This is a genomic window from Paenibacillus sp. B46(2026), assembly GCF_056786355.1.
The window spans coordinates 4176910-4190083 of record NZ_CM165907.1 but is presented as its reverse complement, the minus strand read 5'-3'; the positions used below and the strand labels follow the sequence as shown (position 1 = coordinate 4190083).

General features: G+C 47.8%; 11 protein-coding genes and 1 other annotated feature. Of the genes, 4 read left to right on the top strand and 7 right to left on the bottom strand.

All coding sequences use genetic code 11. The features are described from left to right. The first annotated feature begins 34 nt into the window (after positions 1 to 34). Positions 35 to 1324: a multi-tm2 domain protein gene (locus tag AC1S8V_RS18635; RefSeq protein WP_482070280.1), complete on the top strand. Its 1290-nt coding sequence runs from the start codon at positions 35 to 37 to the stop codon at positions 1322 to 1324. A 163-nt stretch (positions 1325 to 1487) separates the two neighbouring features. Here the strand turns inward: AC1S8V_RS18635 and AC1S8V_RS18630 are convergent, their stop codons facing one another. The 7 genes from AC1S8V_RS18630 to AC1S8V_RS18600 form a co-directional block, all read right to left on the bottom strand. Next, a complete protein-coding gene (locus AC1S8V_RS18630; protein ID WP_482070279.1) occupies positions 1488 to 2141 on the bottom strand; it encodes a methylthioribulose 1-phosphate dehydratase in 654 nt (217 codons plus the stop codon). A gap of 3 nt (positions 2142 to 2144) precedes the next feature. Then, complete coding sequence (locus AC1S8V_RS18625) at positions 2145 to 2822, bottom strand: 2-hydroxy-3-keto-5-methylthiopentenyl-1-phosphate phosphatase (RefSeq protein ID WP_482070278.1); 678 nt, start codon at positions 2820 to 2822, stop codon at positions 2145 to 2147. Beyond that, entirely contained in the window at positions 2819 to 4042 is a 1224-nt protein-coding gene (locus AC1S8V_RS18620; protein WP_482070277.1) for a 2,3-diketo-5-methylthiopentyl-1-phosphate enolase, read from the bottom strand. Before AC1S8V_RS18620 ends, AC1S8V_RS18625 begins: the two co-directional genes overlap by 4 nt. After that, positions 4039 to 4899 carry a pyrroline-5-carboxylate reductase gene (gene proC / locus AC1S8V_RS18615; RefSeq protein ID WP_036671976.1) on the bottom strand — a complete coding sequence of 287 codons (861 nt, stop codon included), beginning with the start codon at positions 4897 to 4899 and terminating at the stop codon, positions 4039 to 4041. Before proC ends, AC1S8V_RS18620 begins: the two co-directional genes overlap by 4 nt. A 36-nt stretch (positions 4900 to 4935) precedes the next feature. Continuing rightward, positions 4936 to 6183: a glutamate-5-semialdehyde dehydrogenase gene (locus AC1S8V_RS18610; RefSeq protein ID WP_482070276.1), complete on the bottom strand. Its 1248-nt coding sequence runs from the start codon at positions 6181 to 6183 to the stop codon at positions 4936 to 4938. Positions 6184 to 6461: 278 nt separating this feature from the next. Continuing rightward, the gene (gene proB, locus AC1S8V_RS18605; protein ID WP_482070275.1) at positions 6462 to 7565 is read right to left on the bottom strand and encodes a glutamate 5-kinase; all 1104 of its coding nucleotides are present in this window, start codon (positions 7563 to 7565) and stop codon (positions 6462 to 6464) included. An 82-nt stretch (positions 7566 to 7647) separates the two neighbouring features. Beyond that, positions 7648 to 7862: a binding site (T-box leader), on the bottom strand. Positions 7863 to 7926: 64 nt separating this feature from the next. Next, positions 7927 to 9135: an aminotransferase class I/II-fold pyridoxal phosphate-dependent enzyme gene (locus AC1S8V_RS18600; protein WP_482070274.1), complete on the bottom strand. Its 1209-nt coding sequence runs from the start codon at positions 9133 to 9135 to the stop codon at positions 7927 to 7929. A gap of 260 nt (positions 9136 to 9395) precedes the next feature. Here AC1S8V_RS18600 and AC1S8V_RS18595 point away from each other — a divergent pair, with 260 nt between their 5' ends. The 3 genes from AC1S8V_RS18595 (at position 9396) to AC1S8V_RS18585 (ending at position 13111) form a co-directional block, all read left to right on the top strand. Beyond that, positions 9396 to 10391 (top strand): ABC transporter substrate-binding protein, encoded by a 996-nt coding sequence (locus AC1S8V_RS18595; protein WP_482070273.1) that lies wholly within the window; start codon positions 9396 to 9398, stop codon positions 10389 to 10391. A gap of 202 nt (positions 10392 to 10593) precedes the next feature. Beyond that, positions 10594 to 12216, top strand: a complete 1623-nt coding sequence (locus AC1S8V_RS18590) for an ABC transporter substrate-binding protein (RefSeq protein ID WP_482070272.1) — start codon at positions 10594 to 10596, stop codon at positions 12214 to 12216. Between the two features lie 73 nt (positions 12217 to 12289). Further along, entirely contained in the window at positions 12290 to 13111 is an 822-nt protein-coding gene (locus tag AC1S8V_RS18585) for a carbon-nitrogen family hydrolase (protein WP_482070271.1), read from the top strand. Positions 13112 to 13174 lie beyond the last annotated feature (63 nt).

The following is a 13174-nucleotide window of genomic DNA, read 5'->3' as shown; positions in this document are numbered from 1 at the left end:
GTTTCGCATTGCCTGAAAAGAAAGGATGACGACTGTGCACTCAGATCGTAACAAATTACTCGCATTTCTATTAAACCTGATACCCGGTCTTGGTTTTATGTATTGGGGTCGAGTCGCAAGAGCCGTGATCTATCCATTGCTATTCTTCGGAACAGCTGTTGGCTCATTCATGATAGCAATGGTCTTTAATGAACAAGATTTAATGATTATCGGTGCACTTTTTGCCGCTTTATTCTGGGGAATCAGCATGCTGGACATCGTCATTGTGCTCCTCCGTGCGCCTTCTGCCCGAGATGCTCATTACAGGGGATACGGAGCACATTACGGACCACAACATCCAGGAGCAGCCTACCAGGGAGTACACATGGGTCAGCAAGGGCCTATGGAGCAGATGAATGAAGAGGAGCTGCATCAGCATCCTGGTGGTGAATATGGTCTTCATGAGGGTCCCTATGGTCAGCCGATGTATCGAAAAGGCAGTGAGGGTGAACGATTCTTCACCATTTTGCTCTCATTTGTTCCGGGATTGGGCCACCTTCATCTGGGATTGTTGCATCGCGGGTTGTCCTTCCTGATGGCGTTCTTTGGTTCATTTGCCATGATGGTTTTTGTGGCTTCGATCACCAATGAATCGGTGTTTTTAATGTTCTTGCTCATACTGCCCGTAATTTGGGTATACTGCATGTTTGACGCGGTGCAGCATGTCCATCGTAAGCAGGCTGGTGAGGTGTTGCAGGATCGGACATTATTCGAGGAATTGGAGATGGGCAGAGTAGCGGGACGACGTAGCAAAGTGCTTGCGACGCTGCTATCTGCTTTTCCAGGTGCGGGTCATCTCTATCTGGGATTGCAAAAAAGAGGCATGCAATTAATGTTCCTGTTCCTTGCAAGCATCTATGTTCTGGACCTGCTTCACTTATCGGTGTTTCTGTTCATGATTCCGCTGATCTGGTTCTATAGCTTTTTTGACGGGCTACAGTGCTCCAGTCGTTATGGACGCGAGCCATTGATTGATCAACCGATCTTCAAGGATTGGGCCCGCCATCAGCGTCTGATTGGATTCGGGATCGCGGCGTTGGGTCTATATTATCTCGCGATCCGACTTGTCATTCCACAGCTGAATGAACTGTTCCCGAATGCATTTATGACGTATGAGATCCGTTCCTATTTGAACACCGTCATCGTATCGTTGCTGCTCATTTTTGGTGGCTTGAAGCTACTATTTGGCAAGCAGCGGGGAGCAGCCACGAATCATGCGGTTCATCGGAATGACGAAGAGGCAGACAGTCTCTTTTTATTCAAGGATCGGGATGATCGACTGTAATTTACTATCCAAGTTGAATTAAAGATTATTTACACTGACACTACGATGACTGAGCAACCTTTCAATCGCTGTTATCCCACAACATAAAAACACGCCAAGGGCTATGTATATCAGCCTCTGGCGTGTTTTTGGTTGTGCAGCTTTGATTTTGAATAAATGATTGCTATTTCGTAGCACCCTTCAGCAGAAGTTGACGGTACATCACTTCGAACAGGAATTCGAAAGCTTCCAGATGACGTTTCGCTTCAAAAGCATCCTTGCCCCACGCATATATGCCGTGATTACGAAGCAAAATTCCTGGTACGGTGGCATCAAGTACACCTGGCACCAATTCAGCGATAGATGGAATATCTGCAAAGTTAGGTAGAACCGGTACACGAATCTCCGCATTTTCTTCCCAGATGTTAAAAGCCTTAATTAGTTCGATGCCCTGAATCGGTACTTGCCCATCTGCTCCAAAGAATTCGCTAATCAGGTTGTTAAACACGGTATGCACGTGGAATACAGCACCGCAGCCGGTCAAACGATAGATTTCGCAGTGAATCAACGTTTCGGCACTTGGTTTCAACGTTGTTGTCTCAATCGCTTTGCCGTGTTTGTCCACAAAAAGAAAGTCTTCCGGTGTGCGAAGAGATTTGTCTTTGCCTGAGGCGGTAACCGCAAAATAAAATTGCTCCGGGTCAAAGTCTCCTACACGCATCGACAGATTGCCACTTGTTCCGGGGAACCAGTTACGACTGGCGAACAACGCTTTAATATCAGCCAGTTCTTCAAGGACCTGACGTTTGTGTTCCAATGTAATCTTTTCAAAGCCCATCGTTTACAGCACTCCTTGTGTTTGCTTCTGTTTCATATCTTCGATGATATCGTAAAAGGTAGCGAATGGCACATGGTCCACACCCAGCTCAATACATTTGTCCGTTAAAATAGATCGGGAGTAGACGAGATCGGCAATTTTGGCACCTTCAAAATCTGTCAGACTGTCTCCAATGAGGATTCGATTATATTGTTCTTCTGGGAAGGTACGAATGACTGTTGTTTTGCACATGCCGCAGCCGTTCTCACAAGGAGGCTGGCAGGGATTCGGCCATTCAATCCGAATGGTTTCACCCGAGAAGTCAGCCCCGTTGCAATAGACATGATCCTGCGGGATATGGAATGGTGCGAGTAAGGGTTCAATGAAAAAATCCATGCCACCGCTGGTCACATTGAATTCGATACCTTCGCTACGAACGTAGTCAAGAAACTCGCTGAATCCTTCACGGATCCCCGCTTGTCCAAGCACAAATTCCACAATTTCATCTTTCTGCGATGCAGGCAAAAGAGCGAACATGGCTCCAACACCTTCACGCAGCGAGATGTTCTGCTCAATCGTATCTTTCATTATGGCTTCAATGCCCTCAGGCTTGAAATGTTTCATAATCGCTACGATATTGTCCGAGAGGGTAATTGTACCGTCAAAGTCACAGAAAATGACTGTTTTCTTTTCACTTCTCATCGTTCGCCACCCCACAGGTCCAGCGCGCTCTTCAGCTCCGGATGCTCGGTTGCATATTGCGCGAGTGGAATGGAACGCTGAGCTGCCTCAATGGCTTGCAGGAATGCACGTCCGCCTGCTTCAGTGCCCATAGGATGTCCATGAATACCGCCACCAGCATTAACGATAACATCTGTGCCAAAGTCGCGCAAAATGAGTGGTACAAGGCCTGGATGGATACCGGCTGAAGGCACTGGCATACTGGATCGTACAGGCAAATCAGATGAAAGCAACTGTTCCGTGATCGCCATATTTTCTTCCTTCGGCATCGTTACCGATCCATAAGGGGAAGGGAAGAGCACCAGATCGGCACCTGCAAGACGCATCAACTGGCCAAGTACAACCGAAGCCGAGATGCCGTAATGTGGTGAAGGATATAGTGCGCCTGCAAGTGCAGGGTGCGCCATAATGGGCACATTGATATCTGGATCACTGCTGAGTTCATGCAGGACATCATATCCGTAGGACAATACATTGAACAACAATGCATTCGCTCCTGCGCCAATGGCACGTTCAGCCTGTTGCTTCAGACGAGATGTAGGTCCTGTGAGATTGGTTGCATAAAGAAGCTTCTTACCGGTCTCCTGGCGTGCCTGTTCGGCAGCTTTCATGCAGACCTCGACTCTTTTTTCGATGGGTGTCAATTTATTCTCGAACAGAATCTCATCGTCCTTGATCAGATCAACGCCCCCAAGGGCCTGGCGAATAAATTGTTCACGCAGTTCATCTGCATTCAGCCCAATAACCGATTTGAAGATACTCATTAACAGTGGACGGTCATGAACACCAAGCAGATCACGAACACCATTCAGTCCAAACTTGGGTCCAGGGAATGCACGAAGGAAGCCATCCGAGAACCCAAGCTTTGTCAATTTGATCCGGCCATCCATTGAGATTTTGCCAAAGACGGTCACGAGCAGGGCAGGGATATCACGGCTGAAGTTAACATCAGGATATCCGATGGTAATATCGGCGTAACGCTCACCCGCAGCCATGCCATCAGCTTCATGGACTTCTACGCTGATTACTTCACCCAGATGCTTCTGCATCGCTTCACGCTGGGCTTGCGGCAACTCGGTCCAACTGCCTACGGTCATGCCGATCGCGATGGACTGAGCCTTCTTGCGAAAGTCTGCATGATCATCATGCAGACGATATGTGGCAGTGCACATGTTATTCATTTTAAATCCCCTTCCAAAGCAGCTCCCATCTCCCGTGAGCGCTCTGCACAGCGGTTGACGGCTGCGATTACATTTTCAAAGAAATCTCCTTCGTCCAGCGTCTTCAGTGCTGCCTGGGTCGCCCCTCCCGGGGAGGTCACATCACTACGAAGCTTCATCGGTTCCAAACCGGTTTGTTGTACCATACGTGACGCGCCCAGCACCGTCTGAACAGTGAGATCGCGAGATTGCTGGCTGGATAGGCCACCACGAATACCTGCGGCAATCATGGCCTCCATTAAATAGTATACATAAGCAGGGCCGCTTCCGGAAATCCCTGTGAGAACTTCGAGTTTATCTTCAGGCACGATGGTCACGATACCAACCGCTTCAAACATGGTCATGACCGTACTGCGCTGCTCATCCGTAATCTCCGCAGAGAAGGCAAGCCCGGTTGCACCAAGTCCAATGGTACTGGATGTATTCGGCATGGTTCTGGCGATCGGCTGTTTACGACCAAGCAAGGACTGCATCGTGCGGATCGATAATCCGGCAATGACAGACACGATCAGTTGATCAGGTGATAACAACGGACCCAGTTCGCGCAGCGCTGCGGCAGCATCTTTGGGTTTCATACAGAGTACAATGACCGGAGTGGAGGCAAGATGATCCAAGGATTGTGAGGCCGTTCCGGTATGTACAGCATAACGGGTGCTGAGCTCCTCCTGACGTTTCTGGTTGCTGCGGTTCAGCATCGTAATATCCTGAGGACGAACGACTAGGCGGGAGATCAGTCCGCGCACGATGGCTTCAGCCATCGCGCCTGCTCCGTGGAAAGTAATCTTCTGTTGTAGTAACGTCTGTTGCTCTTGACTCATATTTATCGTTCCTCCTATATAACTGGTGCTGGGATATTATTGACGAATCTGTCCATTGCCTGTAATACGATATTTGGTTGATGTCAGTGCTGGCAGTCCCATAGGTCCACGTGCATGCAGTTTCTGGGTACTGATTCCGATTTCGGCTCCATAGCCAAATTCAAATCCGTCGGTGAAACGCGTGGACGCATTGTGATAGACGGCTGCTGCATCCACATCATGCATGAAGCGTTCCGCATGGGCCGTATCCCGCGTTACGATGCACTCGGAATGTTTGGTTCCGTAATGTGCGATGTGCTGCATCGCTTCGTCCAGGTTCTCGACCACACGGATATTCAAAATGTAGTCGTTGTACTCGGTCGCATAGTCTTCCTCGGTTACCTCAAGGGCAGAAGGAACTAGACGGCGCACCGTGTCGCAACCTTTCAAGATCACATTGGCCTCACGGAATTGCTCGGCAAGAGCAGGCAGATGCTCTTCCGCATAAGCGGCATGCAGCAGTAACGTTTCCATGGAATTACATACCGATGGACGTTGTGCCTTCGCATTAATGGCAATTTCGGCTGCCATGACCGGATCAGCTGATTCATCCACATAGGTATGACAGATGCCTGCACCGGTTTCAATAACAGGTACGGTTGCATTGGCAACCACATTACGAATGAGGGAGGCCCCGCCGCGTGGAATGATGACGTCCAGCAGTCCGTTCAACTTGAGCATTTCATCCACGGAAGCACGATCTGCATCCTCAACCAGTTGCAGAGCATCAGCAGGCATGTCTGTCGTTGTGAGTGCCTGATGCAGCACCTCCACAATTTTGCGGTTGGAGGACAGGGCAGAGGAGCCGCCGCGCAAAAGCACTGCATTACCTGTTTTGAGACATAATCCGGCTGCGTCCACGGTTACATTAGGTCGAGCTTCGTAGATGATACCGATCAGACCAATCGGCACTCTCCGTTTTTCAACATGCAATCCGTTAGGACGGGTGAATGTCTCCAATACTTCACCGACTGGATCAGGCAGATCTGCAATCTGACGTAATCCTTCAGCAATGCCTGCGATACGCTCCTTATTAAGTGCGAGTCGATCCAGCATGGATTCCGGCGTGCCTTGTTCTCTGCCTCGTACCAGATCTTCGGCATTTGCCGAAATGATGGAATCCGTCGCCGTAATCAATGCATCTGCCATGACACGCAGGGCCGTATTTTTCTGTTCTGTATTCAATCGGTTCAGCTGTGGAACCGTGGCTTGAGCTTTGCTGGCTTTTTCTCTAACTTCACTCATCTTAATTCCTCCTCATATATATAAAGTTAAAATTTTAAACACATGTTGGACTAAAGATTATTCACACAGACACTACGATGACAGAATAACCTTCCAATCGCTGTTATCCCCAGATTTTTTCGATTCCCTTTTCTAAAGGGAAAAATCCGGAGATAAGCGTATGCTTCCGATGTAGCTTTCTTTCAGAAAGCTTTTAGGCGAACGCTCCGCTTTTTCAGGTTTTTTCTGTCCTCTCCGTTACGTGTAAATGATTAGTTTAACTTAATATAGCTTCATGTTTATTTTAACGTAATCCATTCGTCTCTATGAATAACTTCAAGTCTATGGATGCTAGCGAGTTGTTTCATCACTTCGCCACTGGGAAGTCCGGCAATGAGTCGAAGCTGATCATCATCATAATTGACAATACCGCGACCGAGCAAGGTGTCATCCAAACCAATGACCTCTACGACGTCTCCGGCGTGGAATGTTCCCAGTACCCGCTTGACCCCTACAGGTAGAAGACTGTGGCCCCCATGGACAAGGGCCTCTTCAGCACCATCATCCACAACGACGGTACCCAGCGGAGTAGACATGAAGCCGAGCCACTGCTTTTTACGGGATAGCGAAGCGAGTCGTGTCTCAAAGTAAGTTCCTTTGCCCGTGCCATCAACCGCCTTCTGCATATCTCCGGGTTCTTTCACACTTCCCACGAATACAGGTACGCCTCCACGTGTAGCAACCTTGGCTGCATCGACTTTGGATCGCATTCCGCCTGTACCAACCGTTGATCCTGAACCGCCGGCAAAAGCGTAGATCTCAGCCGTTATCTCGGGGATACGGTCGTAACGCACGGCAGACGGATCTTTCCGCGGATCTGCGGTGTACAGCCCGTTGGTATCGGTAAGAATGATCAGATGCTGTGCCTTGACCAGGTTTGCAACCAACGCGGATAACAGATCGTTATCACCAAACTTCAATTCATCCACCGATACCGTATCATTCTCATTGAAAATCGGAATCACTCGCTGTTTGAGCAGCTCTTCTACGGTCATGCCTGCATTACCCATGCGTTTACGACTGTGAAAGTCTGTGCGGGTTAACAGAATTTGCGCCGTAGTAACGCGGTGCGCTGCAAAAGCCTGTTGATATGCCTGCATCAGTAATGCCTGCCCAACGGCCGCTGCGGCTTGTTTCTCATGCAGCAGTTTGGGGCGCTGAGGGTAGCCGATCTCCCGGAATCCGGCCGCTACCGCTCCAGAGGTGACCAAAAGCACTTCATGGCCCTGATCAGCCAATGCTGCAATTTCTCCGGCAAAAAAAGTGATCGAACTGCGATCCAGACCGCCTTCTTCCGTTGTAAGCGAGCTGCTTCCAATCTTAACTACAATACGTGAAGTCATGGTTTCACTTCCTTAAACATGATTAATAAGTGCTTCTGGAGCAGGCTTTAGCGGGTACAAAAAAAACTCCCGCCCTTTAGTTAAAAAGGACGAAAGTTCGTTACTTCCGCGGTACCACCTTTATTGATGATTAGATCATCCGGCTTCATGCCCTGTAACAGAAGGCACTGTCCTGTACGTAACAGGCCGCTCAGGGGTAGGTTTCAGAGAAGAGTCGCGGTAAATTCTTTCAGCAGGGTGGAATTTACTCTCTGGGCGCGACTGATATTCTCTTACTGGTCCCGTCATCACGTTTCGTTCAATATTTCTTATAACATACCATGGAAACTTGGCATATGCAAAGGGGTTATGGTCCTGTAAATTACTTGAATAAATTCAGCTTGCCAATCCGCTCCACAGCTTCGCGTAATCGGTTTTCATCACTTAGCAGTCCTGCGCGTACATAGCCTTCACCATGCGAACCAAAACCAATACCTGGGGCTACGGCCACCTTGGCTTCTCGCAGTAACAAGTCTGCAAATGAAGCGGAGGTATAACCGGCAGGTACAGGCAACCAACTGAAGAATGAACCTGCTGGTTTCGAAGCTTGCCAGCCAATCGAGGATAGAGCGTCATAGAACGCATTGCGACGGGATTCGTAACGTGAAACCAGCGAGGCAACACATTCCTGGGAGCCAGTCAGTGCTTCTGTTGCCGCAGCTTGAATCCCACCAAAAAGACTGACATAGATATGATCCTGAAGCTGATTGATTTTAGAGACAATCTCTGCGTTACCAAGTGCGAATCCAACACGCCATCCAGCCATATTGTATGTTTTGGATAACGTATAGAACTCAATACCCATTTCTTTGGCACCAGGGGCTTGCAGGAAACTTACTGGACGGTGTCCGTCGAATCCAATTGCACCGTAAGCAAAGTCGCTGGCAACTACGATTTGATTTTGAATGGCAAATTCAACCGTATCTTCGTAGAACGAAAGGGGTGCCGTTGCTGACGTTGGGTTGTTGGGATAGTTCAGGAACATCAGCTTGGCCTTCTCCCGATCTTCCGCAGTAACGGCTTCGTAATCAGGCAGGAATGCGTTGGACTCCAGCAAAGGCATAAATGACATGTTTGCTTTGGCGAGTGCTACACCGGACCAGTAATCCGGGTAGCCTGGATCGGGAACGAGAACGGTGTCGCCAGGGTTAAGCAGGACCTGAGGTAACTGAACCAAGCCTGTTTTGCCTCCGAACAGAATGGCTACTTCAGATTCGGGGTCCAGATCAACATTGTAATCTTCCTTATAACGTTTGGCGACAGCTTCCTTCAGGAAAGAGTACCCTCTAAAAGGGGAGTATTTGTGATAAAGGGGATTTTCAGCCGACTCTTGCAGTGATTTCACAATATGGGGTGGTGTAGGTGTATCCGGGTTCCCCTGACCCAGGTTAATCACGTCATGCCCACTTGCGATTTCACGATTTACATTTTGAACAAGGGTGGCAAAAAATTGCGTTGGGAGCTGTGTCATTACATCAGAAGTCGGTATCGTAAAAGCTGAACGAGCAGTTGTTTGGTCTGAATGGGTCATTATATTGATCACTCCGGTTATTAAAGATGGCAAATAGTTCTCATTAATTTATCACGCCAATCCCGAGCTGTATAGAGGGAAATACACTTGATTATACAGTACATAGGAGCAAAGAGCGGAGTATTGTACAAAACTGAAAGTGCTCATTTCGTTTTGTCCATTGAGATGAGAGAAGCCATGTTTTATGATAATATCCGATAATGATAATCAATATCATTAATTAATTGCACAACGCACATGATATAGGGGGAGAAATAGAAATGAAAAAGGGCATTCGAAATACGGCAGTATTATTTACGGTTACGTGGGTATCCATTCTGCTGCTGGCTTGTGGAAATCAGGCTGCAACACCTGCTGCTGGCACAGATGATTCCAAAGCAGCCACAGAAACAACAGAGACCACGACTGCAGTGGAAGAAACGAATGAAGGCGAGACCCGACTATTCAAAGATTGGACTGGCCATGAGGTTGAGGTCCCTGTGAATCCGAAGCGAGTCATCTATCATGGAGAAGTTACAGGGGATCTGCTCGCGCTTGGTGTTGTTCCTGTCGGCATACTTGGTCAAGAGGGAACCGTATTCGATGATCAGGTTGCTCAGGCAGAAGATGTAGGATTTCCGATCAGTGTGGAAAAGGCGCTAGCCTTGAATCCAGATCTGATCATTTTCTCGAACAGTGATGAGGCACAATACGATCAGATCGCGAAGGTTGCACCTACGGTTACATTTGATTCGTTCGGGTCAATAGAAGATCGTATGCGTATCCTTGGCGACTTGTTGAACAAAAAGCAAGAAGCGGAGGTTTGGATTACGAATCATCAAAAAGCTACAGAAGAGATGTGGAAGCAACTTCATGAGAACGGATTGAAAGAAGGGGAGACTGCTTCGGTGTTCACCATGTATCCCGGAAATCGTCTGTTTGTCATGGCGGGTGCAGGATTGCCACAGTTGTTATATGGAAAAGACGGGCTGAAGCCAACTGCGGAAATTCAGAAAGTATTGGATCAAGATATGGGATTCGTAGAGATTTCGACTGAGAAATTATCTGAAATTGCCGGTGATCGGATATTTATTCTGGATCCTGTGACCGACGATGCGAAGCAATCCACCAAGGAATTGCTGGATAGTTCAATCTGGAAGAACCTGCCTGCGGTGAAAGAAGGAAAAGTATATCGTTTTAATATCGTAAAAGCTTCAAGTGATGCCCTTTCCAGGGAGTGGCTGTTACAAGAGCTGCCGAAACAGATGATTCAATAATTTGTGATGAGTTAGTGAGGTAGCAGTAACACCTTTGAGTAATGCAGTTATAAAAAAAGTAAAAGGAGCCTTCAACATTTCGTTGAACGCTCTTTTTTGCTGAATAACTCATATCTGGATTATTAACAATTGCTCGCTTATAATCAGACCATACAGAATGATTGATAATTATTCTCATTTTAGAAAAACGAGGTGAACCGAAATGCAGGCTCTGGATGCCGATGAAGGAGCGTTGTTCTTTTCAGCATTCATGTTTCGGCTGGATCATCTGGTACTACGAATTGAGCCACCTGAACAGGGGATGCTGGAAGTTGATTGCGAGAAACATGCGTTCCTGATCTGCGAAGAAGGGGAGGGGCGGTTATATATTGGAGATGCACAGTATCCGTTTACTACGGGATGTGTTTATCCACTTTCTCCGGGGGAGGGTTACCAGATTGAACATCGCAATGACTCGGAATTGAAATACATCGTGATGAACTTTGATGTTATTCATGTGTTGACGGGCGATCCGGAGCTCTATACCCGCCCTGTATTTGAGCACAGAAACCAATTGAATGGCTATCCATACGCTCCGTTAAGTGGGCTGTTGGAACAGATGTATGTCATTCGGAACTATAAAACAGATGCCGAATACAGTCGTCTGAATGCACAGTTCCAAAAATGGATGGAGATGATCATTACCCGGTACACTTCTCCAAAGACGGAGCAGAGTATGGAAGCAAGGCTGCACAGTACAATTCAGTATGTGGACGACCATTATACTGAAGAAATCACCGTACAGAAACTGGCACGTCTTGCGGAGATCAGACCTGTTCAGTATACGGTCCTGTTCAGACAACTCACAGGTCACAAGCCACTTGATTATGTAAATCATGTACGCATTAAACATGCCAAGGAATGGCTTCGCAAATCGGATGAACCTCTGCGGGATATCGCGAGCCGCGTGGGGTTTAAGGATGAGTATTATTTCAGCAGACGTTTTCGCCAAATGACCGGATTATCCCCTCGTCAATATGACAGATCCATTCAGCAGCAGACGTTGGTACAAGACTGGTTGGGTCATGATGTGAATATTCCAGTAAACCCGAAGCGAATTATGTATTTCGGAGATTCCGCCGGGGATCTGCTGATGCTGGGCATTCCGTTGCTGGGAGATCAGACCTATGACGCGATTGCTCCGGTTAATGTGGAAGCAGCTGTTCTCATGAAGCCGGATTTGATTATTTTTGATAGTAGCAATGAACAGCAGTATGAACAACTTTACCGGATTGCACCGACGCTTGCTTACAATTCACATGCCACGTTGGAAGAACGAATGCGCAGATTGGGCAGCTGGTTTGGCAGACAACCGCAGGCTGAACAATGGCTAACCTCCTATGCGGAGCGTACTGAGCAGATGTGGGCGAAGATCCATACTGTAATTGAAGAGGGGGAAACGGCATCCGTATTTACATACCATCGGGGTGCACGATTATTTGTTATGGGCAATATCGGTCTGGCGCCTATGTTATATCATCCAATGGGATTCAGGCCAGTTACCAAAGTAAAGGAAGCACTTGCGGCAGGCAGAGCCTATAAGGAAATTTCGGCTGAAGCGGTACGTCAGTACGCGGGAGATCATGTGTTTGTTATGGTGCCTGAGGAAGTTGTGGCAAGACAGGCTACAGAGATGCTGATGAAAAGTCCCAGTTGGCGGACCCTTCCGGCTGTGCAGAATGGTCGGGTATACCCTGTGGAGGAGTCAATCTGGAATGTGGGTGATGCGCTCACGAGTGATCGATTGTTGACCCTGCTCCCTGAGTTGTTGTGTGCAGGTTCATAATAAAAACAGGCTTGCAGTCTTCAAGAGGATCAAGCTATGATAGCAGGTATTACGGTTCAGAGGAGTGCTTGTCATGACAGAAAAACAACAGGGAGAAATGCGTGTAGCCCTGATTCAGGGCGATATTCAACTCGGAGACCCTGAGGCCAATCATAAACATATGCAGACGTTGCTTGAGCGTGCGGTAGAACAATATCCGGATCTGGGGCTGGCTGTGTTACCTGAGATGTGGAATACCGGATACGCTTTGACTCAAATTCATGAACTCGCTGACCCGGAAGGCCAGAAATCTCGGGAATGGCTGTCTGCTTTTGCTCAAAAACATCAAATTTCCATCGTTGGCGGTTCAATTGCCGAGAAAAGGGATGGTCAAATATACAATACAATGTACGCTTATGATCGTGAAGGAAAACAGGTAACACGATACGATAAATTACATTTGTTCCGTCTGATGGACGAGGAGAAATATTTACAGCCAGGTGCGGAACCTGAAATTTTTGAATTGCAGAACGGTCTTACAGCGGGTGCTTCGATCTGTTATGACATCCGGTTCCCGGAACTTGCCCGTACCCTTGCTCTAAACGGGGCCAAAGCATTGATTGTACCCGCCGAATGGCCGAACCCTCGTCTGCACCACTGGCGTACGTTGCTTACAGCACGAGCGATTGAGAATCAGATGTATGTGATCGCCTGTAACCGTGTGGGTAAAGGGGGAGAGACCGAATTTTTCGGACATTCACTTATCATTGATCCTTGGGGTGAGATTGTGGCTGAAGGTGGCGAAGGGGAAGAGATCGTGACCGGAATTATTCGTCCATCTCTGGTAGATGAGGTTCGCAGACGGATTCCCGTATTTGAAGACCGTCGACCTGGCGTTTATTTTGGCGAAAAATAAAAACTGAAATAAAATTCTTCAGAAAAAGTGTTTATTCTTCCAGGACGCGGGTAATGATAACTA